15 protein-coding genes are annotated in these 23254 nt (G+C 38.9%); 8 read left to right on the forward strand and 7 right to left on the reverse strand.

Features of this window, described 5'->3' with window-relative positions; translation table 11 throughout:
• Positions 1 to 403 precede the first annotated feature (403 nt).
• The 6 genes from purT to H6G74_RS07050 all read right to left on the reverse strand — a co-directional run bounded on the left by purT (position 404) and on the right by H6G74_RS07050 (position 8021).
• Positions 404 to 1579 carry a formate-dependent phosphoribosylglycinamide formyltransferase gene (purT, locus tag H6G74_RS07025; protein WP_190966997.1) on the reverse strand — a complete coding sequence of 392 codons (1176 nt, stop codon included), beginning with the start codon at positions 1577 to 1579 and terminating at the stop codon, positions 404 to 406.
• Positions 1580 to 2361: 782 nt separating this feature from the next.
• Entirely contained in the window at positions 2362 to 2850 is a 489-nt protein-coding gene (locus H6G74_RS07030; protein ID WP_190966998.1) for a pentapeptide repeat-containing protein, read from the reverse strand.
• Between the two features lie 25 nt (positions 2851 to 2875).
• A complete protein-coding gene (locus tag H6G74_RS07035) occupies positions 2876 to 4096 on the reverse strand; it encodes a sensor histidine kinase (protein WP_190966999.1) in 1221 nt (406 codons plus the stop codon).
• A 376-nt stretch (positions 4097 to 4472) separates the two neighbouring features.
• Positions 4473 to 6401: an ABC-F family ATP-binding cassette domain-containing protein gene (locus tag H6G74_RS07040; protein ID WP_190967000.1), complete on the reverse strand. Its 1929-nt coding sequence runs from the start codon at positions 6399 to 6401 to the stop codon at positions 4473 to 4475.
• 71 nt (positions 6402 to 6472) lie between these two features.
• A complete protein-coding gene (locus H6G74_RS07045) occupies positions 6473 to 6889 on the reverse strand; it encodes a DUF1824 family protein (protein WP_242048725.1) in 417 nt (138 codons plus the stop codon).
• 283 nt (positions 6890 to 7172) lie between these two features.
• Positions 7173 to 8021 carry a prohibitin family protein gene (locus H6G74_RS07050; protein WP_190967001.1) on the reverse strand — a complete coding sequence of 283 codons (849 nt, stop codon included), beginning with the start codon at positions 8019 to 8021 and terminating at the stop codon, positions 7173 to 7175.
• Positions 8022 to 8161: 140 nt separating this feature from the next.
• On the opposite strand from H6G74_RS07050, the gene H6G74_RS07055 reads away from it, so the two are divergent.
• Together H6G74_RS07055 and ccmS are read left to right on the forward strand one after the other, a co-directional pair.
• Complete coding sequence (locus H6G74_RS07055) at positions 8162 to 9970, forward strand: ABC transporter ATP-binding protein (RefSeq protein ID WP_190967002.1); 1809 nt, start codon at positions 8162 to 8164, stop codon at positions 9968 to 9970.
• 31 nt (positions 9971 to 10001) lie between these two features.
• Positions 10002 to 10430 carry a beta-carboxysome assembly chaperone CcmS gene (gene ccmS, locus H6G74_RS07060; RefSeq protein ID WP_190967003.1) on the forward strand — a complete coding sequence of 143 codons (429 nt, stop codon included), beginning with the start codon at positions 10002 to 10004 and terminating at the stop codon, positions 10428 to 10430.
• A 54-nt stretch (positions 10431 to 10484) separates the two neighbouring features.
• Here the strand turns inward: ccmS and H6G74_RS07065 are convergent, their stop codons facing one another.
• Positions 10485 to 12308, reverse strand: a complete 1824-nt coding sequence (locus H6G74_RS07065; protein WP_190967004.1) for a HEAT repeat domain-containing protein — start codon at positions 12306 to 12308, stop codon at positions 10485 to 10487.
• 266 nt (positions 12309 to 12574) lie between these two features.
• Between H6G74_RS07065 and H6G74_RS07070 the strand changes: the two genes are divergently transcribed.
• The 6 genes from H6G74_RS07070 to hpsC all read left to right on the forward strand — a co-directional run bounded on the left by H6G74_RS07070 (position 12575) and on the right by hpsC (position 23181).
• Positions 12575 to 13216 carry a class I SAM-dependent methyltransferase gene (locus H6G74_RS07070; RefSeq protein WP_190967005.1) on the forward strand — a complete coding sequence of 214 codons (642 nt, stop codon included), beginning with the start codon at positions 12575 to 12577 and terminating at the stop codon, positions 13214 to 13216.
• Positions 13217 to 13441: 225 nt separating this feature from the next.
• Positions 13442 to 15412 (forward strand): molecular chaperone HtpG, encoded by a 1971-nt coding sequence (gene htpG / locus H6G74_RS07075; protein ID WP_190967006.1) that lies wholly within the window; start codon positions 13442 to 13444, stop codon positions 15410 to 15412.
• Positions 15413 to 15690: 278 nt separating this feature from the next.
• Positions 15691 to 15927 (forward strand): 50S ribosomal protein L28, encoded by a 237-nt coding sequence (gene rpmB, locus H6G74_RS07080; RefSeq protein WP_190967007.1) that lies wholly within the window; start codon positions 15691 to 15693, stop codon positions 15925 to 15927.
• Between the two features lie 592 nt (positions 15928 to 16519).
• Positions 16520 to 21412 carry a hormogonium polysaccharide biosynthesis protein HpsA gene (gene hpsA, locus H6G74_RS07085; RefSeq protein ID WP_190967008.1) on the forward strand — a complete coding sequence of 1631 codons (4893 nt, stop codon included), beginning with the start codon at positions 16520 to 16522 and terminating at the stop codon, positions 21410 to 21412.
• Between the two features lie 34 nt (positions 21413 to 21446).
• Positions 21447 to 22145, forward strand: a complete 699-nt coding sequence (gene hpsB / locus H6G74_RS07090; protein ID WP_242051171.1) for a hormogonium polysaccharide secretion pseudopilin HpsB — start codon at positions 21447 to 21449, stop codon at positions 22143 to 22145.
• 46 nt (positions 22146 to 22191) lie between these two features.
• A complete protein-coding gene (gene hpsC / locus H6G74_RS07095; RefSeq protein WP_190967009.1) occupies positions 22192 to 23181 on the forward strand; it encodes a hormogonium polysaccharide secretion pseudopilin HpsC in 990 nt (329 codons plus the stop codon).
• Positions 23182 to 23254 lie beyond the last annotated feature (73 nt).

The raw sequence follows: 23254 nt of genomic DNA on the forward strand, positions 1-23254 counted from the left end.
AAAGTCTGCACAGGTTGAATCCGCCCGGAAATTTGCGGATTTATCTTCTGAGTCAGCAATGTTGTTTTTTGAAGTGATTAGCGTTAAACAATCTACTTCATACCCAGAGTTCCCTAAAAATCCTCAAAACTAACAAACAACAAAATTGAGATTATTTCTGTAGAACAACTCAATAAAATTACATCTTTTGTTAACTATTTATATAATTGCATCATACAAAATCGATATTAAGAAGCATATAATTAGCCTGCAAAGGCAGGCTTTGTTTGTATAGCCCCATACTTCTAGTACAATGCGGTGGAAATAAAGATACCATTTCAAGTTAGTAAAAAGCTTGTGATAGAAGCTTTTTGACTTTTGACTTCCGCGTAGCGGTACTAGTCTGAGGGGTTTAATATGCCATTCAACTCGAAATGATTTTGACTTTACTTGCTGCTGTTGTCGCTTTTTCTCGTGCTTTCTGCACATTCTCAGCTTTGGCTAAAGCGACACCCATACGTCGATAAGGATGAGCCGAGGGTTTGCCAAATAATCTAATATCGACATCTTTTTCGGTTAACGCTTCAGCAACTCCAATAAAGTGTACTGACTCTGACTTTTCTGAGGCTAAAATTACTGCACTAGCTGAAGAGCCAAACTGTTCAATATGAGGAATGGGTAAGCCTAAAACAGCCCTTAAATGTAATTCAAATTCATTAAGGTTTTGAGAAATTAATGTCACCATACCTGTATCATGGGGTCGTGGTGAAAGTTCCGAAAAAATTACTTCATCTTTAGTGATAAAAAATTCTACACCAAAAATTCCGGCTCCACCTAAAGCGTCGGTGACTTTTGTAGCGATCGCTTGAGATTGTAATATTTTATCTTCCGAGATTCCTGCTGGTTGCCAAGATTCTTGATAATCGCCTCTTTCTTGACGATGACCGATAGGTGAACAGAAAATTGTTGGGGCATTCCATTGCTTAATTGTCAATAATGTAATTTCAATTTCAAAGTTAATAAATTCCTCTACAATAACTTTTTGACTGTCGCCTCTGGAATTTGCGATCGCATAATTCCAAGCCCTTTCAACTTCATCTTTATTTGCTACTACAGATTGACCTTTTCCAGAAGATGACATTACAGGTTTGACTACATTTGGAAAGCCAATTTCATCGGAGATTGCAATTAGTTCTTCTAGAGTGACAGCATAACCATATTTAGCCGTTCTAATGCCCAACTCTTTATGTGCCAATTCCCGAATTCTGTCGCGGTTCATTGTGTAGTTAGTCGCCGCCGCCGTCGGAATAACTGTAATCCCACGTTGTTCAAATTCTAGTAACTTTTCAGTTCTAATTGCTTCAATTTCTGGTATTATCAAATCGGGCTGATGCTTTGTCACCACTGCTTCTAAATCATCAGCACTCAGCATAGAAATAACTTCCGCACAATCAGCAACCTGCATCGCTGGCGCATTCGCATAGCGGTCAACAGCAATTACATAATTACCCAGGCGTTGCGCCGCAATCACAAATTCCTTACCGAGTTCACCTGAACCCAATAACATCAGTTTTTTCGGCAACTTAATAGAATCACTCATCAATTTATCCAGAAAATTTTCAGTATCATCATCTTATAATTTTTTGGATTTTAATCATACTTATATGAATGAGTAAGTAAAATGGGTTGTCAGACAACACAACAGACCATCTGGATATTTTCTATTCTGCGGTGTGTTAGCCTGAAGCCGTAACAAACTCTAATGGATTAACATAACTAGTTTAGAGACATATATCAATAACTTATTTACTCACTTATATACAAAGTATGAAAAATGGTTTAACTCTAAAAGATATAGTATTTCTCATCAAAATTCATTTGATTGCCACTTCGGTAGTATGTCTATCATCTTGCATACAATTATTTTTTTTCCTTGACGCTCTCAACTCAAAGGCTTGGAAGCAGTTAGAGTATTTATGGATTATAGGTTTCTGTATAGATGTTTATATGCTGATATTTGCAACTATGCAAGCCTTGAGAAGAAACAACACTTCTCTTGTACCTGGCCTTGCCTATTTTTTTATTTTATTTCAATGGTATTTTATGGTAAACTCTCTTTTTTAAAATTTATTAGTGGCAATATTTTACTAATGAGCTTTTTAAAAGGTATAAAATTTTCTCTTCTATCTATTGTGCATATTTTATTTATATTATTTGGTGGAAGTATATTGAATTACTGTAATAAAAATAATGCCCCTTAAAATTTATAAAATATCCTGTGTTGTTGTGTAATATAAAATAATTTTTATCTGACTGTGCGTTAGGCTAAAGTCTTAACATACCCTAATGCTTTAACTATGCTGTATACCAATTTAATCATCATTATTTTAAATGAGTGAACTTAGCCCCGCGTAACTTTAAATCTTGATACTGTAGCTGAGTTAAACCACTACCTTCACCAAACTGACATCCTTCTACTAAAGCCTCTGTCCAAATAGTTTCATTAAGGGTTGCACCTGTTAAATCAGCGTTGCGTAAGTCAGCTTTAGTAAAATTAGCAAATAGGAGGTCAGCATTAACTAAACTACTATTTTGTAGATTTGCATTAGTTAAGTTACCTCTAATAAAATTTACTTCGTATAATATCAAATTAGATAAATCAGCACCAACTAAATTAGGAAATTTTAGCTGTTGAGGATTTTGTAAAAATTGCATCATACAAACTATATTGGCTTCATTGAGTTTAATTTTACTTAAAAAAGTATAACGACCTATTCCTAATTTTTTGAGGGTTTTTAACCGTTGTTCAGGATTTTGTTCTAAAAATCTAATTGCACTATTCCGTAATTCTTCAATTGTTAAATTAATCATCACATCTGATATCAATAACGAATAACTATCTTTTTATAGGTAATATTATATCAATTGTAGTACCTTGGTTAATCAGAGAAACGCATTTAATCAAGCCACCATGTTGTTCTACAATAATTTGATGGCAAATGGATAAACCTAATCCTGTGCCTCGCCCAACAGGTTTAGTAGTAAAAAAAGGTTTAAAAATGCTTTGGCAAATTTGTTCATTCATGCCACAACCATTATCAGTAATTGAGATAGTAATTTGATTTTCCTGGGATTGAAATGTCCGAATCCAAATAGTTGGTGTGTCCTCTAGATTACTATCAGGAATTGCCTCTTTTTCAACTAAAGCATCAATAGCATTATTAATTAAATTAAGAAAGACTTGATTTAAAAGACGAGGATTACAATAAATTTGTGGTATTTTGCCGTAATCTTTAATTATTGAAATAGGTTTACTATTACTTGCAAAGCGGTTAAGTCTGTGCTGTAAAATTACAAGCGTACTATCAATACCTTGATGAATATCAGCTTTTTTATAGTCCGATTCATTCAACCGCGAAAAGCTAGAGAGTGATTCGACAATTTCACTAATTCTAGCTGTGCCGGTCTCCATTGATTCTAATAGTTTTGGTAAATCAAGATGGATAAAATTTATATCACTTTTAGCAAGAGCTTGAGCAATTTTGGCATCTGGGTTAGGATACACAACAGCATAAGTACCTAAAAGATTAAGTAAGTCATTAGTATATTGGCGAAGATATTGTAAATTACCATGAATAAAACTGATGGGATTATTAATTTCATGGGCAATTCCAGCCACCATTTTTCCTAACGCTAACATGGTTTCGCGTTGAATTAATTGCATTTGAGATTGCTGAGTTTCTGTTAATTGAGATAAGGCTGATTCTGCATTATCTTTAGCTATGCGGTATTGTTCTTGTACTAAAAATAATCGTTGTAGTGTTTGATAGTAAGTATTTACACTAAACAGCACAAATAATGAACCAAAAAAGAAAACCATGCCAGTTAGCAATGGTATCCAGTCAAACAGCTTGTTAATTGTTAAATAAATACATAATAAATAACCACCCAAAAAAAATACCATGAGCGAAAACATAACTCGCCAATTGAGTTTATCTGATTCTGTCTTGAAAAATCTGAGAATCTTTCGCGTCTTGAGAATGGATAGTCCCATTATTCCCGCACCAAGACTAATCAAGGTGACAATCAAAAACAGAATAATTGGAGAACTTAACATAGTATTCAGCCAAAATTAACGGCAAGAGAACCTAAACTATCGCCAAACATATAGGGAAATATTCATTGTGATTCGACTGTATCAAAGCAATTCAAGTAATATCATGTTAGCTTGATTATTTACTAAAACCTCTAAACCCCACCCTGCCAAAGCTACGCTTTGTCTCTCATCCCTGTTGAGGGGAAGAAGTTGGGGGTGGGGTGCAATGATTCCGGGAATTACAAATAATTAAACGAACTTGATCTAACTGAAATGGCAGACACGCTATTAAATAGCAGAATCATAATCTAATCATAGAAATGCCCTTACCAAAGGGCAAGGGATGACAGACTCTACCAGGACAAATCAGCAAAACTTCAAGAAAGCTTCATTAATTTTAAGATTCGATTTCGGCTAATTCTAACCAGCGTTCTGTAGCGGTATCAATTGCTTGTTTGAGGTTTTCTACTTGTTCGTAGAGTTGCTGTACTTGGCTATAATTACCTGGCACAACTTTATTCATTGCTGTTTCGGCTGCGGCTTTTTCGGCTTCTAATTGAGAAATTTTAGCTTCTAATTGTTCAAATTCTCGCTTTTCCCAATTGGATAATCTACGGCGTTTTTTGGTGTCGTTATACTTTGCAGGAGTTGGGGTTTGAAATTCAGAGTTTTTGGATTTTTCTTGATTTTTATTGGCTTCTTGTTGTGCTATTTCTTCAGCTTTTTTATAATCGAGATAAACAGAATAATTACCAGGATATTGCCGGATATTTCCACCTTCTTCTAAGGCAAAGATTGTGTCTACAGTGCGGTCTAAAAAGTAGCGATCGTGCGAAACTACAATTACACTACCAGAAAAGTCTTCTAAATAATCTTCTAAAACTGCCAATGTCTGTACATCTAAATCATTGGTAGGTTCGTCTAAAATTAACACATTGGGCGCACTAATCAATATACGCAATAAAAATAAGCGGCGTTTTTCGCCACCAGAAAGTTTATGAATCGGTGCATACTGTTGGTTTCCTGGAAATAGAAACCTCTCTAACATTTGGGATGCAGTAATTTTTGTGCCATCGGCAATTTGCACAAATTCGCCTTCTTCTTTGATGTAGTCAATCACACGCTGATTTTCATTCAAAGCTGTGAGTAACTCTTCAGAATGTTGGTCAAAATAACCGATGTGAATTGTTGAACCAATCTCTACATTACCTGAATCTGGCTGTATACGTCCGGTAATCATATTCATTAAAGTAGACTTACCTGCGCCGTTCCCGCCAATAATGCCAATTCGGTCTTCGGGGCTGAATTCGTAAGTAAAATCTTTAATGAGAGTTCTATCGTTATAAGCTTTAGAAATATTTTGAATGTCAATGACTTTTTTACCAATGCGGCGGCTGACTGTAGAAATATCTACTTTGCCTAAACCTTGCTTAAATTCGGTTTCGCGCATAGCTTGGATGCGCTGAATTCTAGCTTTTTGTTTGGTACTTCTAGCTTTAGGGCCACGTTTTAACCATTCTAATTCTCGCCGCAATACTCCTTGATGTTTGCGTTGAGTACTGCCTGCTGATTCTTCAGCTAGGGCTTTCTTTTCAAGGTAATATGAATAATTGCCTGTGTACGTGTAAATATCACCTCTATCGATTTCGATGATGCGATTGGTGACTTTATCTAAGAAATAGCGATCATGCGTGATTAATAATAATGCGCCGCGAAAGCGATTTAAATAACTTTGTAACCATTCTACAGAGAGTGCATCTAAATGGTTTGTCGGCTCATCCATCAGCAAAACATCGGGTTCTGCAAGTAAGGCTGTGGCTAAGGCTATGCGCTTACGATATCCCCCTGATAATGTGGCTATGGGTGCATCAAAATCGGCAATTCCTAATTTTGTGAGGATTATTTTCGCGTTAGTTTCCAATTCCCATGCACCTGTTGCGTCCATCCTTTGCATAACGCTAGATAGGCGCGACATTAACTGAGTATCTTCAGGATAATGAGCGAGTTTATCTGATAGTTCTTCGTACTGACGTACCAGCGTCATTTGTTCGCCACTGTCAGCAAAAACTTGTTCTAAAACTGTGCGATTTGCATCTAAATCTGGTTGCTGAGGTAGGTAGATGATTTTAGCACCAGAGCTAGTGATAATTTGCCCACTATCAAATGTTTCTAGCCCGGCAATCATTTTTAATAGAGTTGATTTACCAGAACCATTAGTACCAATTAAACCAACTTTATCATTAGCATCAATGCTAAAGTTAGCGTCTTTTAATATTTCTTTGATGCCAAAATCTTTTTTAACAGATTGGAGTGTAATAATACTCATGATATGGATTTGCTATTTGCGATCGCCAGCCAGTAGGCAAGGTGCTTACCTTACCTACATTCTCCCAAATTTTAGGCAAATAAATCGAGGGGTAGATGTCCATACATTTCGTTGATTCCTCTTTCGTCATAAGATTGGCAAGATACTAATACACCGCGATGATGTCCAGCGTAGGAATCAAGATAGCACAGACCATTTTTGCCATTTAATTTGATATAGACTGGCCCTTCGGTGGTGGGTAAATCAGTCGGGACTCCATAACCTAAAGCCCGTGAGTAAGTTTTCATCGCCAGTAGGGCTTCGGCGGCGGTGTCAGCACAAATTCCTAATATTTGATAGTCAGAAAGTTTGGTAATTAAGATTAAAGACTGACGCACCAAGGCTTTTTCGGCATTATCAAGGACTGGGGCAATATCTAAACAGTTGAATTTGTTGAGGAATTTTCGAGCATCAGCAACAGTCAGGGGGAGTTGGTTGGAGTTTGGCATAGATTTAATCATGGTTTTCGAGAATTTGCCTTTTGTGTGAGGTGAACAGAATCAATTTTAGATTGGGGATTTTGATCTTATCTTCAGCTACAAAGGGAAACAATTTGAGTGGGTAAGTTTCCTGGTATAAAGCCAAAAAATCTACAATCTGTAATCTAAAAGTGGCACTGTGAAATATATGGCAGCCCTATTGGATATCTGAACAAAAAAGACAAGGGAAGGTAGACAAGGCAGAGATGTTTGTAAATCATTGATGATTGGATATTTGGTTAATTTACCTAAATTATTGTTGATTAGGAACATTCCCCAGGTTGAAAATAAAGGGTACACTACTTTGGGATTTATCACCCATAACCAAAACTTTCGGCATTTGTGCGCCACCTGTTTTCCATGCTTCAATTGCTTCTTTTTGCAAAACTAACTGTCCGCCTTGAGCTTTGAGAGTCTCGGCTAAAAGTCTTTGTGCTTCGGCTTTACCTTTAGCGCGATTAATTTCTGCCTGGGCTTCTTGTTCTGCTTCTCTGGCTATATAAACGGCTCTTTGGGCGCGTTGTTCGGCAATTTGTTTTTCTTCTACGGCTCTGGCAAATTCGGGCGAGAAAGTCAAGTCAACTACACTAGTATCTAGCACAATTATTCCGTATTTGTCTAAGCGATCGCCTAACGCATTATCAAAGTCTTCTTTTAGTTCACTCCGTTTAGTAATAGCCTCTTCTACTGTTCTTTTAGCTGCTGCAATTTTAAATGCTTCTTGGGTTTGGGGAGCAATGATTTTTGATACTATATTTTCTAAAGTTCCTTGTCTTCTTCTCACTTCTACTACCTGTGAAGGATCAAGACGGAAGTTAATGGCGAATCGTGCCGATAAATTTTGTAAATCTTTGGTCGAACTTTCGGCTGGCACTTCAAATTTCTGCACTGTTAAATCATACACATCGATCACGGAAATCAAGGGCGGTTTCAAATGAATTCCCTCCAATAAAGCACCATCTCTAGCTTTACCCAAAATACTAATCACGCCTGCTTGCCCTGGATTGATAATGATAAAGGCATTCAGCCCAATAATCACCAGTATTCCTAACAAAATTCCTAAAATTGTAGTTTGCCAATTGCCAAATTGTTGATTTCTCAAGGTTGTATCTCCTTTTGGATTTTCCCGCAACTCCAGTATGATTGTGAGACTTTATTTGCCTGTTGAGTCTGGCTAAATTCTACAAAAGTCAGATACGTCCTCTGCGTGTTATTATCAAATGCACACAATTTTAAACGACTGTGGCCATAGCATTTAATTCTCGTCAGATATTAAACCAGCGTAGACATTCAGTGCATCCCCTCCACCGCCTGCTTGACTACGGACACCAGTATCGTAAACAAATCTGGTTGGCAATTGGTTGTTCTATTCTGAACAAACTGTTTGATTTAGCGCCACCGGGGTTAATTGGTGTAGCGGTGGATGTGGTAGTCAAACAGCAGGATTCTATCATTGCCCAGTTGGGTGTCAAAGATGTCTTTGGACAATTTTTAATTATTTCCCTACTCACAGTTGTCATCTGGATACTAGAGTCAGTTTTTGAGTACACTTACGCCAAACTTTGGCGCAATTTGGCGCAAAATATTCAGCATAACCTGAGACTGGATGCTTACAACCATCTACAAGATTTGGAATTAGCTTATTTTGAGGAACGCAGTACTGGTGGTTTGATGTCTATCCTCAGTGATGATATCAACCAACTAGAGCGTTTTTTGGATGTGGGAGCTAATGACATTATCCAGGTAGCCACGACAGTAGTCATTATTGGTGGAGCTTTCTTTATCTTGGCTCCTAGTGTAGCGTGGATGGCGATGTCGCCGATGCCCTTTATTCTTTGGGGTTCCTTTGCTTTTCAACGCCTGCTTGCACCGCGTTACGCTGATGTGCGCGAAAAGGTAGGTTATTTAAATGGGCGACTAGTAAATAATTTAAGTGGGATTACTACTATTAAAAGTTTCACCGCCGAAGATTATGAAAGTTATCGTTTAGCCCAAGACAGTGAAGCTTACAAAAAAAGTAACTCGAAAGCAATTAAACTCTCAGCTGCATTTGTTCCCCTGATTCGGATGCTGATTTTAGTTGGTTTCACCGCATTACTATTATATGGTGGAATGGCTGCGGTTGCGGGACAAATGACTGTTGGCACTTACAGCGTGTTGGTGTTTTTAATTCAACGGTTGTTGTGGCCTTTAACTAGGTTAGGTGATACCTTTGACCAATATCAACGGGCGATGGCTTCAACTAACCGCGTGATGAATTTATTAGATACACCAATTGCAATTCATCCCGGAAATATCGCCTTACCTGTGGAGAATGTGCGCGGCGAAGTACAGTTTAAAAATGTGACTTTTGCTTATAAAGATAGATTATCGGTAATTACTGATTTATCTTTGCTGATTCCGGCTGGTAAAACCATCGCCATTGTTGGTTCGACGGGTTCCGGGAAAAGTACTTTGGTGAAGCTGTTACTGCGGTTTTATGAGGTGGAAAACGGCAGTATTACGGTAGATGGAGTGGATATTCAAGACTTAGGTTTGCGTGATTTACGCCGTTGTATTGGCTTAGTTAGCCAAGATGTGTTTCTTTTTCATGGTACGGTAGCGGAGAATATTGCTTACGGCACGTTTGATGCGACTACCGAAGAAATCATCCAAGCGGCGAAGGTGGCAGAAGCCCATGAATTTATTCAAAATCTGCCCCAAGGTTATGAGACAATTGTCGGGGAACGGGGACAAAAGTTATCTGGTGGACAACGCCAAAGAATTGCGATCGCTCGTGCAGTGTTAAAGAATCCGCCAATTTTGATTTTAGATGAGGCGACATCAGCTGTAGATAATGAAACCGAAGCCGCTATCCAGCGATCGCTAGAAAAGATTACAGTAGATAGAACCACAATTGCGATCGCTCATCGTCTTTCCACAATTCGTAATGCCGACTGTATATATGTCATGGAATATGGACAATTAGTCGAGTCGGGAACCCATGAGGAGTTGTTGGAAAGAAATGGAGTTTACGCTAGTTTGTGGCGTGTGCAGAGTGGTTTAAGATAAGTTTCGCGCAGAGGCGCAAAGGCGCAAATAAATGATGTTTGGTAGTACCCAGCCGGAGACAGGTGATAGTAAGTGGCGTAGTCAGTTGGATAGGTTTGTGAAAGCGAATCAAAAAGAATTGGCGGCGTTATCTTGGGCATTATGGTTAGAAAATGGCAACAGTCAGGGTACTATCGGCATCGATTTACAGCCAACTCCCCACTTTGTTTATTGTCCCCAAGAAGCGGTAGAGAAATTAAACGAGAATGTGGAAAATCGCCTGCAAGAGATTTTAGGAATTATTGAACATCATCAGCCAGAAGTAGAAGTTTTGATGATAGGTATTGGTAAGGGAGAAGTTAAGTTAATTCAGTTTGCACCAGAACCAACACCGCCTGAATGTTTTGCCCAACTTGGTAAAGATGTAGATGGGTTATTGGATTTGTTGGAACAGCGAATGAGTGGTGAGATTGTTGTTTAACGCAAAGTTACGCAGAGAGAATTAAAATATTTCTCTGCGTAGCTTTTTAATTTATTAGCTGTGCCAAAGTTGGTAAAACTCTGGATAATTTAGATTTTCAGCACAATGCAAGATAATTTTAAATACAGCCTCATAGCGATAAGAACTATTTTTGTAAAATTGTTGGTTCAAATAGTCTTTTAAAGATGTGAGGACTTGTGGCAAATATTCAACTGGCAGGATTTTATTTAAACTGTCAGCTATATCTAACAGATAGGATTCATAAGATAGAGTAGTTGTAGACTGAATACTACAACTATTTTGCTCATCAGAATCTACAAAGGTCTGAATCAGTTGAACTAGAGAAGAAATAAGTTCAGTCAATTTTTCTTGGAATAATTTGTTGTCTAGATTGAGCCGTTGTAAACTCCAAATGACATCCATCAGAATTGATGTGTTTTTAGTGGTATTTAGGAGATGAATGTAGGTGTCAATTGTTAGAGGATGATTGGGATCTAGCACTTGCAAGAAAGCTGCGATCGCATCAGAAAATATCCACTTATCTGGTGATTTCACTAGCTCACATACAGTTTGAATTGCTTTGTGACTATACTCATCAGTTTTGAGTAATGTTTTAGCTACTTGTAAACGTCTCCATTCAGTCTGCCCGCTTTCTAGTATTTCGTACAAAGCAGCGATCGCCTGTGCATTACCTGGATCAAATTTTAGCAGACTATATGCTGCATAATAACGCACTGATTCATCTTGAGTGCTTTGAATTAGCTGGGATAATGTGCTAATTACCTGTGGATTAACAGGCTCGAATTGCCATAAATAAAAAGCGGCTGTATACAGGAGAGATTCGTTTTTAGTATTCTCTATGATTTCTAACAGAGATGCGATCGCCTCTTGGTTTTTAGGAGAAATTTCTAACAAATATGCTGCGGCTGAATCTACTAAATAGCCCCTGGCTGAAGTTGCAATGATATTAACTAAAGCCTGTATTGCAGTTTGGTTTCCTGTATCAATTGTCCATAAAGCACAAGCGGCAACATAGCAGATCGTATCGCCCTGGTTTGTCTGTAAAAATTTGCCGAGAGCCACGATCGCATTTTGATTCCCAGAAGCAATTCTCCTCAAAGAAGCGATCGCTTCTTGACAGTTGCGTTTATTCTGGGTGGTTTCTATCAGGTGAATTAAAGCGGCGATCGCAGTTTCATTTCCATGAGCTATTTTGCCCAAACCTGATATGCTCTGGGAACAAGATTCGGCATCTGGGTTAGTTTGGATTTCGTGAATAAAAGTAGTAATTGCCGTTTCATCGCCTACACCTATTTCAGCAAGGCTGTAACTTCGCCCACAAAAACCGTATTCATCCTCAGCAATTGGCATTAACGCCAAAGCTGCGATCGCACTTTTATTACCTGGATCGAGTTTTCCTAACTTCTCCGCCGCGAGTCGCATAATTGTGCGGCTTTCAGTCGTATGTACCAAATGAACAAAAGCCGCAACTACTCTTTTTCTGTCGGTTAATTCCAGCGTTTTTCTCGCCCTCTCTACCAAAGGTTGGGGTAATATCTGCCAATCTCGCTTATCTTGACGAAAATAGCCATAACTCCATTTGAGCAGTTGTGCGACAATCCTATCAGCCAAACTGCATTCGGGAAACTTAGCTATAGCCTCAGCAGCCAGAAAATAGGCGCGATAGCGATAAAAACCGCCGCAACCGTCATCAAAATCTATTAAAGCCTGGATAAAATCTTCTTTTTGCTGCTTATCGACATCCTCTCGACTGAACCAGTGGAGAATTTCGGCTTTCCACTCCGGTTCAAATATGCGGTAAGAACCTTGATTTAGATAAGTGCGATCGCCATTAAAGAAATACTGCCAATCATACATCGCCTCCTACCCACTTCAATATGTGGGACGAAAGGTCATCAAATGAAACTTATCCTACAAGTTAGCTGGCTGTCAAGTTTGTAAAAGATACTAAGCCAAATTTATTCTTGTCTTACAGCGTTTTTCATCTCCATGAGGTACATTTCTCTACCTATCAACTCATACTGCGCCCAACTGAGAAAAGCTATAAACTGTTACTTAAAGTGATTTTATGGGAAAACTTGAATCATATACTCCCTAAACCTAGATGAAACAGGTAATTTTTTATGCAGCTAATTACATCATTAGACCTAAAAAATTCAGAATATTTATCGAAAGACAGATTTATCAGTTATCACCATCAGTTGCGATTGATATTTTCTCTGGGTAAAAAAGTTAACCATATTTTAGAAATAGGAATTTACAATTCCTTATTAACCGAAATACTCAAGAGCAATGGTTATGAAGTAACTACAGCAGATATCGATCATCATCTCAACCCAGATATAACTTTAGATTTAGCACAAGATTTTGCATTACCAAAAGATAAATTTGATGTTATTGTGCTATTTCAAGTCTTAGAACACTTGCCTTATGAACAATCAGAGCAAGCTTTAAAAAAACTGGCAGCAGCCACAAAGAAATATTTGGTAATTTCGCTTCCTTATAATAGCCTATATTTAGCATTACAATTAAGAGTTTCCGACATACCAAGGCCAAGATATCTATCACTTAAAATCCCCAAATTCTGGAGTACCAAACCCATATCTGATCAGCATTACTGGGAAGTAGGATTAAAAGGCTACTCTGAAAAACGGATTTTAAAATCAATTGGTAATGCAGGGTTAAAGGTAAAACAAGAATTTACAGATCCCGTAAATCCTTATCACTATTTTTTAGTCTTGGAAAAAACCACCGAAAACAATTAAGATTGTTCACTCAGTATCATACTTTCTCAAAGGTAGGGAAATCCGCATCATAGCTTGGGGGCAAACAAGCCTTGAACAAAGAGCGATCGCTTAAGCTATGCTTTTAAAATCCTAATTGGTATCATGGCTGGCTGTACTATCTGGATTTACCTCTAATTGCAGTAGACCAAGGTGTATGCGCCATAACCTAAAAATTTCAGATACTATCATCCAAAACTACCAATCATGCTAGAACAAGGCACTATCAGTATTCATACTGAGAATATTTTTCCGATTATCAAGAAGTCCCTTTACTCAGATCATCAAATTTTCCTGCGGGAATTAGTCTCCAATGCTGTAGACGCGATTCAAAAGCTGAAAATGGTATCTCGCGCCGGAGAATACAATGGTGATGTAGACGAACCAGAAATTCAAATTGCTATTGACAAAGATAAAAAGACTCTTTCCATTACCGATAATGGTATTGGGATGACCGCAGAGGAAGTCAAAAAATATATTAACCAAGTTGCTTTTTCCAGTGCGGAAGAATTTATCCACAAATATGAAGGGAAAGCAGATCAACCAATTATCGGTCATTTTGGTTTAGGTTTCTACTCTTCTTTTATGGTGGCGCAAAAGGTAGAAATCGATACCCTATCTTATAAAGAAGGTTCACAAGCAGTTCACTGGATTTGCGATGGTTCCCCAGAATTTACCTTAGATGACTCTTCCCGCACTACTCGCGGTACTACCATCACCCTCACCTTAATGCCAGATGAGGAAGATTATCTAGAACCAGCACGTATCAAGAATCTTGTCAAGACTTATTGCGACTTCATGCCAGTACCCATCAAATTGGATGGTGAAGTATTAAATAGACAAAAAGCGCCTTGGCGAGAGTCTCCTAGCAGTTTAACCAAAGAAGATTATTTAGAGTTTTATCGCTATCTTTATCCTTTCCAAGAAGAACCGTTGCTGTGGGTACATCTGAATACAGATTATCCCTTTATTATCAACGGTATTTTGTATTTCCCCAAAATGCGTCCAGATGTGGATGTGACAAAAGGGCAAATCAAGTTATTCTGCAATCAAGTTTTTGTCAGTGACAACTGTGACGAAATCATTCCGCAATTCCTGATGCCCATGCGGGGTGTCATTGATAGCACCGATATTCCGTTGAACGTTTCCCGCAGCGCGTTACAAGGCGATCGCACCGTCCGCAAAATCGGTGATTATATAGCGAAAAAAGTAGGCGATCGCCTCAAAGAACTGTACCGTGATGACCGTGAGCAGTACATTAATGCTTGGAAGGATCTCGGCACTTTCGTCAAGTTTGGCACTCTCAACGACGAAAAATTCAAAAAACAAGTCGAAGATATTATCATCTTCCGCAGCACTGCCAAATTTGACCAAATAGCGGCTGAAACTCCCGCCGTTGAAGTACAATCTCAAGAAGGTGATGTTTGGCAAGATGTCAGCCCAGCCAAATCTACCACCTCTCCTTATACCACCATCAAAGAATACTTAGAACGCAACAAAGAACGCCACGAAAACCGCGTTTTCTACAGTACCGATGAAGCCAGCCAAGCCACTTACATAGAACTACACAAAAATCAAGGCTTGGAAGTTCTATTTATGGACTCCTTCATTGATACTCACTTCATTAACTTCTTGGAACGAGAATATAATGATGTCAAGTTTAGCCGCGTAGACTCTGACTTAGATAATACACTGCTAGATCAAGACAAATCTGGCGAAATTGTTGATCCTAAAACCAATAAAACCAAGAGCGAAGTCATCAAAGAACTCTTTGAAAAAGCTCTGAACAAACCCAAAGTCAACATTCGCACCGAAGCTTTAAAATCTGATGATCCTCAAGGAACACCCCCTGCAATGGTACTCTTACCAGAAATTCTCCGCCGCCTGCGAGAAATGAACGCCATGATGCAGCAGCAAAACGCAGAATTTCCTGAAGACCATATCTTACTAGTCAACACTGCCCATCCCCTAATTCAAAATCTGGCAAATCTCAACCAAGGTAGCATCATTCAAGATGGCGCAGAATCTCCGACAGGTCAGCTAGTCAACATGATTTGTCAACATGTTTATGATTTAGCACTGATGTCTCAAAAAGGATTCGACGCAGAAGGAATGAAATCTTTTGTCGAGCGTTCTAACGATGTACTCACCAAGCTAACAGAACAAGTCAGTAAGTAGGGCTGTTAACACCAGACTGACACAGAAAAGTCGCCTGTTGAGATGGGTGTAAGGGTTTTGAACACCTACACCCCAAAACAAATAATTTAATTACCTAGTACAACGCGGTGGAAATAAAAATACCATTTCAAGTTAGTTAAAAGCTTGTAATATAAGCTTTTTGACTTTTGACTTTTGACTTTTGACTTCCGCGTAGCGGTACTAGTCCTACTACTCACTCTCCCGATTCTGTTTCCGAAGCCCTAAAATAGAAAGGTTGTATTGAAATCAAAATTCCTATGTCTCGTCGCTGTCAACTAACTGGTAAGAAAGCAAATAACGCCTTTGCAATTTCTCACTCTCATCGCCGTACAAAGCGTCTTCAACAGGTCAACCTCCAAACCAAGCGCGTTTGGTGGCAAGGCGGAAATCGTTGGGTCAAACTGAAACTATCTACCAAAGCCATCAAAACCTTAGAAGTCAAAGGTTTAGAAGCAATGGCTAAAGAAGCAGGTATTAACCTGAACCATTACTAAACCATCAAACAAGGCGAATTCAACGAGATGGTATTTGTGTACAAGAGGTACATAAATACCTAGTTTTAAATTATTCATCCTCATCTTTGGTAATCGCAAGGATACGAGAGATATACGTTGAAATTACTTGCAACGAATGTATCAATAGCTAATAAATTCTGAATATTGATGCTATCAACCTCCCTGCAATCGGGAGGTTTTTAATTAATTCATGTTTTTTATCTTCAATTGATATTTTTTCCTCTCCATCTGGGTAGTCTAAGTTTATCTTGTCAAACATACCTTCATAAAGTTGTATGCCCATACAATACACATCTTTAAAGTTAAGATGAAGCCTACGTATTTTATCCCAGATCAGCAACAAATTAATTGAAGTGGAAAAATCAGTATTTTCCAGAAAATATAAAAAGTTTAGCAATGGTATAACTTAAAAATCATTGTCTGGTGTTTTACTGTGTTGAGATATTAATTCAACAGGTTAAGCAAAAATTAGCATCAATAAAATTATTTAACCTGAAGAATCACTCAACAGGTAAATTTCACAATTGCCCAAAAATCAATTAGCATCAAACCACTTGACAGGAAAGCAGTTATGTCTTTAAAACGCCAGCTGGTCAAGATTATCAAAATCATCTCCAAAAAACTTAGTAAGTACTCTTTATTCACGATAAAAAAGCAGATTAATTGGCTACTGCGGACTTTATTTCTCAGCAGGAAACGGCGAGACTCTGTAAATGCTGGTTTTGTGTTGCCAACAGTAGCTATGGTTGCATTGGTGGTTGTTTTATTGACTACCGCCATTTTATTTCGTTCGTTTGAACGTTCTAAAAACGCTAGTAATGTGCGAGTTAATGAAGTTGTTCTGAATGCTGCGACTCCTGCTATTGATCGTGCTAGAGCTAAAATAGATGCTCTACTTGAAGATCCTACATTACCACGAGGAACTCCTACTGATAGTGCTTTATATGATGCTTTAAACAAGACTAAGTATAGTCTAGGTGATGAAACTCGGCTGAAAATAACTTCTGACTTTAATGGCACATCCGGCATTCAAGCTAGCACCACTTCTAATCCTCTACCGTTAGAAAATGACGAAACTTTAAAAACTGCTTGGAAATATGCAGTTGATACAGATAATAACGGGAAAAAAGATACTTTTACTATTTATGGAATTTACTTTCGTACTCCAACGCGAAATACTAACACAGGGCAATTTAATCGTAAAAGAAACCCGTTAGAAGCTAGAACTCCACCGATGGATAATGCCTCTACAAATACTCAGTGTAGTAGTGCTACTGGCTTTTCTAGCCTAGTCGGTAACTCCAGTTGGTATCAACTTCAAAGCGGTAATCTTGGTAAGAGCTTTTTTGTCTACACTGTGAATGTCCCAATAACTCAAGCGGCATATAGTGCAATAACTACTAATCAAAGTCAATACGAACCATATAAAGGAAACAAAAGTGTTGCCGCACTAGAATTTCAGCAAGACCGTAGTCGTGTTCCTCTGCCAAATAATGCTGTTTGGTTTGAAAATGATTTAGAGATTATCGTTGGTTCTACAGACTTATTGCTGAACGGCAGAATACATACAAACGGTAACTTACTAGTAGGAAGAGGTACTGGTGATCTTACCTTGCGGCAAGTGAGTAGTAAAACATCATGTTTCTATAACCAAGAAAATGGACTGATTAGTGTAGGCGGTAATGTAGGTACTGGCAATGTGAACCAAACTACAAATCAGAGTGCTGTTACCGTTGACCTTTATCGAGGGTTTGGAAAAGGTATCACGACAAAACAGATTGATAGCACAGAGAAATCTACAAACAGTGCAGGTGGTTCGGAAATTGGATTTAACGACACAGCATATAACGAGCGTATTGCTCGTATGAAGATAGATGGATTGGCAGCTTGTACAACTTGTCAGAGTGCTACTACTGCTAGTGCTTTAATTTCAGCAGTGAATGGCAGTGGATACCCAGACGACGTAAAAAGAAATGTGGCAGCTAAAGTCAATACTAGTACTGATAATGCGGCTACAGCTAAAAATGTACTGGCAGATGAAGTAGAGATTTATCTGAGAAATAGGACAAGAAGAGTACCTTTTGCTGAAGTTGCTAGTGGGGGTTCAGCTACAACTGGCTATACAGCTATTAATGCCAGTTTAAATCCGCCAGCAACTTGGAGAGAACCAATCAATAGCAGTAATCAATTAACTGGTACAACTATTACTCTGAACGAAACCAGGTTATCTGCAACTTATCCAACCTTTCAAAAGCAAAAAGGCACTCAACTTTATCTAGGCGATCGCGTCCTGGTTGGTAATAATTTACCTGCAAGATGGTTACTCAACGGTCAATATGTTGGTTCTGATGGTAAATATTTTGTGAAAAATAGTTCTGGTAATAATGTTGAGTGGACTGAACCACCTTCTCCAGATCCGGCACAAAATCAAAATAGATGGCGTAATAGCCAAATTCAAGCGATCGCAGACTTAGGTATCTCCGAGCGCAATGGTTTTTGGGAAGAAAAAGCTGCCGAGAACCCCATTAATGACCTAGATAGTGTCGGTGGTGTCAGAATAATCACTGGTGCTGGTATCTATGTTGATGGTACTGGTAACACAGTTAACATAACAACTGGCCCCTTTTATCCTCGTGGTCTTTATTCTTTTTTACCAGCCACTAGTGCTGCTACTGTTGTCTGGCCAGATACTATGCCTATGTCTACACCAGCAGATGCCACAAAAAAAGGTGATTTGCTCATGCGTGCTACGGCTGTCTATCACTACAAAGTAGACTATGGAACCGACCAGGAGCCAATTGCTTGCGTAAGTAGCTACTATGACCCAACCGATAGCACCACAGCTAAAAACAAAGTCAATCAAAATGGTGGATATGGCATAGATACCACAAATGGTCGGTCAAACAATGGTGTTGTTTACAACTATCCTGGCAGAGGAAGCTTTACAACTAATAAAACCCGTCTGCAACTACAAGCTAATTTAAAATTTCCTAACGGGCGTTGGGTGAATGAACCACTAAAAGATGCTCTAGGGAAAATTGGTGCTGGTACTACAGTACCCAGCACAGGTTTGCAGTTAGTTGACTATTCCGCAATTGATACTGCTCTTTGCGCTATTTCAATTCTGAATAATGAGGCTGGTTTTGCTACCTCATTAACTAACAAGCCTCCTCATGGTGCAATCAAAGAAGCAACTTTCCTAGATGCGAGAGAAGCAAAGCAGATTAGTGCAGCCGCTAATTCCAGCACCTATGACCTTGACTTAGAACAGCGTCAACCATTAGAAGTTCGTGTAACTGATATTGATTTAAGTCAGTTACGTGGCACTACCATCGCAGTTAGCGAATATTTACTACCTTATAGTGGTATTATTTATGCCTCCAGGGAAGATGCCCTGCGTGATGCGAGTAACACCACTACTGAATCGGAATTACTCAGTCCCACAGATTTTCAACTTGACCCTACACGTCGTCCAAATGGTATCCGTCTCATCAATGGCGAGACTTTGGCCAGAAAAACTAACACTGATAACAATGATTACAATCCCAAAGAAAAAGGTTTAATTTTGGTTACTAATTTACCTGCATACATCAAGGGTAAATTCAATGTCCACCAACCAACCCTGGGTAGTACAACGGAACTAGAGGAATTCACAGAAAAAGAGCCAACTACTAACTTCTATGACCGCAGTACCGCAGAAACTCGATTTGCTTGTCGTCGTAACAGATTACCTGCTTGCGACAGTACAAAAAGTGATTATTGGAGACCTGCAACTTTGATTGCCGATTCCATGACTCTGCTATCTGGTGGTTTTGTAGAGGGTTTTCGTAGTGATGGTGATTATAACCTCAACAATAATAGCGGTATTGCAGTTGATACTACCGATTCTGCCAGAACAAATCGCCTTAAAAATGGCTTTTGGGAAAACTATTTTGCTACCAATGCAAGCTGGTGGCAAAGTAGTGGAACTAATAAGAATTTCCCCAAAGCAAGTGCAGGTTCTTATGCACGTAATGGTGTCACACCAATTCAGCGCCGAATTGATGACTACCCTATGTATGTAATGGAATTATGCCGTAAAGACTTAATTGAACAATGTACACCAAGTGATTGGGTGGTTGGGTTTGATGTAAATGGGGATGGTGACTTAGATGACACTGTTCAATTGGATTTAAATTCTGATGGAGACACTTCTGACTCAGGTGAAAGCTTAGTTGAAAAAGACATTAAAGCTTATCAATTAGGTAAAGCAATAACCAATGCTGCCGGTTCTGCTACAGCAGCTACAACAGCCTTATCAGATTGGGATGCTGCTTTCCCTACCTCTAGTGGCAAGAGTATTAGACAAAGACTAGGGGCTGGTGATACAGGTGATAAACAAGCATTAATGATTACAGATCGCGGTTATCCCCGTCGAGTCGCTTTTGCACGCAATGACACCAATCAACTAGTTACAGCCACTGTAGGATCAAACACTGTTTACAAACCAATGGGAATCGGTTGTCCCCTGGATACCACTGGAAATACATACACTAATAACGGATGCAGTTATGCTACTGGGACTTTAACAGAAAAGACTCATTACGGAAAAAAAGGAAACAGTGCCTTGTGGTTTAGAACTATAATCAACACCGCCAATAATCCCACTGACATTGCTAATACGCGCTACTACAACGTGCAATCGCTGTTCTATTATCCACCTATTGATGGCCCTGATGCGGATACTAATCCAGATTTAGATGGTCAGCCACGCTTAGTACCAGTTTTGCAAATTCATAATGCGGAAGATACAGCTTCAATTAATAACGCCAATGTGAGACCTGATAGTTCCGGAGTGGCAAATGGCGATGACTATAGATATCATTGGTTACAATTTCCTAGTGCTGACACCACATTTAACGCGACTTTTGTATTAGGTAATAGCCCTAGTAGGCCAGAGGAAGTTTCAGCAGGTTTGCAAAACTTGGTGCGGTTCTTGGAAGCTTGGAGTGTCAAAGAGCCTGTCACATTCAACTCATTAAGTAAAACAGCCAAAATTAGCGGCAGCTTTATTCAGTTAAAGCGCAGTACTTATTCCACAGCGCCTATTGCACCAATTTTGGATGCTCGAACCTCAATTACATCTTCTGCAACTAATAATTTGAGTCTTTTTGACTACACCTTAGACAATTACCCCACACAGAACGGTGATGGTGTGTTACCTAGCTACTCCCCACCTGACAGAAAATGGGGGTTTGATGTTGGGCTGTTATCTGAACAACCAGACTTGTTTGCTCAAAGATTTACCTTACCGTCAACAGGCCGTCCAAACGAGTTCTTTAGAGAAGTAGGGCGAGATGATGCCTGGGTAAAAACATTACTTTGTGCTGTTGAACCAGCATCAGGCTCACCAACTGCTTACGCAGCTCCTGATAGTTATCGTCCAAGTGATTGTCCATCTTTGACAGCCATACCAAACAACTAACAATTCGTTTTTTGTACATATTGGGTAAATTGCCATGATAGGGAAACAAATGATCCTCCAGTTAGCAACAAATAAAGCGGACAAGAAAACAATATCAGAAACACATGAAGCAGCTGGTTTTACTATTGTTGAGTCTTTAGTAGCGATACTGGTAGTAACAATTTTGCTGGCTGCGATCGCTCCAGTACTTTCCCTATCTGTGGCAACCCGTGTACAATCTCGACGGGTAGAATTAGCAACGCAAGCAGCTAAAGCTTACATTGATGCAGTTCGTACTCAAAAAATCACAGCCCCAACAGAAAGTGGAACGAATACCCCTTCTAATAATCCTGCACCCACAACTACGGGAACTCTTACCTGCACTGCTAACTCTTACTGCACAGCGCCAACAGGGACATCTTTATATTGTGTAGATTTTGATAGTACTAATAGCTGTGAAGCTAACAGTCTGACAGATATGGTTGTGCAAGCTTTTCGCTACAACCCAAATAACAGCAACAGCAACCCTGCAATTACAGGATATACGTTGGGACTACGAGTTTATAGATCAGATGCTTTTAGAAGCAGTGCTACTCTACTTAAGAATACAGCTACAAGCAAAACTACACAACGCACTTTTACCCCAGGTATTGGTCAAAGGACAGCACCATTAGTAGAGATGACAGCAGATATTAGCGATATCGTACCTAAATATAGTGACCTTTGCGCTCGCTTTAGCGGTGGCTGCAATTGAATATTGATTATTAATTACCTGTGAACAAACGAGAAGCCACAAAATTATGAGTTCACTAAAATTTCTTCTGATTACTCATCTCAAACATTGCCAAAAAAATGATCACATCAAGGGTTTTACATTGATTGAACTATTGGTAGCTATGCTTATGGCGTTTTTAGTCATAACTCCCTTAATGTTATTTATGATCAATCTTTTAGAAGGCGATCGTAAAGAACAAGCCAAAGCAACCACAGAACAAGAAATGCAAGCCGCCATAGATTACATAGCACGCGACTTACAGCAAGCTATATACATATATGATGCTGATGGAGTAACAAGAAATAGAAATACTACAGATATTACTCTGTCAGGTATTCAAGACCAAATACCACCAGTCAAAACAGCCCCTAATTGCAATGATGCAAATGTTTGTAAACCAATACTTGTATTTTGGAAACGTGAATTTTTAGCTAGTAGTGTTGGTGTCACTTCTGCTACTGATACAACCAGAGATGATGGCTATGCTTATTCATTAGTCGCATACTATTTAATTACTAATACCAATGGTAGTAATACTACTTGGTCTAAACAAGCACGAATTGGTAGGTTTCAAATTCGAGGTCAAGTTAATTCAGCTAATACTAACACCACTAACAATACTGGCTTTAGTCCTCCACCACTTGATCCCAACATCACTGGTTCTACACTTAAAGAAAGAATGAATCAATGGAAAACTGCGTTAACAGGATCAGCCAGCTACACTCAACCAGTTACAACTTTAATTGATTTCATTAGTACTACTAGCCCTTCAATTAGCACTAACACCAGTGGAGTTTGTCCAGGTACAAATGCCAGTCCTAAACTTGTGGGTAGCCTCACAAGTGGTTTTTATACTTGTGTTGATGCGGCTGAAGTACTAGCACAGGTTTTCATCAGAGGCAATGCACTTGCTCGCATACAAGACAATAACCTGAATTATCAAAATTCTCAAAGAGCTTACTTTCCTAGTACAAGTGTACGAGTACAAGGACGCGGGTTTTTGTTGACTAAATGATCTTTATAAATACCATAGTTAATTTATCAAGCATATAATATGTACTGGTCAAGTTTAAGTTTTTTTCAGAGAA

The organism is Nostoc spongiaeforme FACHB-130, assembly GCF_014698475.1.
In the GTDB taxonomy this organism is placed as follows: domain Bacteria; phylum Cyanobacteriota; class Cyanobacteriia; order Cyanobacteriales; family Nostocaceae; genus Nostoc_B; species Nostoc_B spongiaeforme.

Excerpts from the sequence above, each read along its gene's own strand:
- hpsC (WP_190967009.1), top strand. The coding sequence starts at position 22,192 with ATGAGTTCACTAAAATTTCTTCTGATTACTCATCTCAAACATTGCCAA.
- H6G74_RS07040 (WP_190967000.1), bottom strand. The coding sequence starts at position 6,401 with ATGAGTATTATTACACTCCAATCTGTTAAAAAAGATTTTGGCATCAAA.
- H6G74_RS07070 (WP_190967005.1), top strand. The coding sequence starts at position 12,575 with ATGCAGCTAATTACATCATTAGACCTAAAAAATTCAGAATATTTATCG.
- htpG (WP_190967006.1), top strand. The coding sequence starts at position 13,442 with ATGCTAGAACAAGGCACTATCAGTATTCATACTGAGAATATTTTTCCG.
- hpsB (WP_242051171.1), top strand. The coding sequence starts at position 21,447 with ATGATAGGGAAACAAATGATCCTCCAGTTAGCAACAAATAAAGCGGAC.
- H6G74_RS07065 (WP_190967004.1), bottom strand. The coding sequence starts at position 12,308 with ATGTATGATTGGCAGTATTTCTTTAATGGCGATCGCACTTATCTAAAT.
- H6G74_RS07045 (WP_242048725.1), bottom strand. The coding sequence starts at position 6,889 with ATGCCAAACTCCAACCAACTCCCCCTGACTGTTGCTGATGCTCGAAAA.
- ccmS (WP_190967003.1), top strand. The coding sequence starts at position 10,002 with ATGATGTTTGGTAGTACCCAGCCGGAGACAGGTGATAGTAAGTGGCGT.
- H6G74_RS07035 (WP_190966999.1), bottom strand. The coding sequence starts at position 4,096 with ATGTTAAGTTCTCCAATTATTCTGTTTTTGATTGTCACCTTGATTAGT.
- rpmB (WP_190967007.1), top strand. The coding sequence starts at position 15,691 with ATGTCTCGTCGCTGTCAACTAACTGGTAAGAAAGCAAATAACGCCTTT.
- purT (WP_190966997.1), bottom strand. The coding sequence starts at position 1,579 with ATGAGTGATTCTATTAAGTTGCCGAAAAAACTGATGTTATTGGGTTCA.
- H6G74_RS07030 (WP_190966998.1), bottom strand. The coding sequence starts at position 2,850 with ATGATTAATTTAACAATTGAAGAATTACGGAATAGTGCAATTAGATTT.
- hpsA (WP_190967008.1), top strand. The coding sequence starts at position 16,520 with ATGTCTTTAAAACGCCAGCTGGTCAAGATTATCAAAATCATCTCCAAA.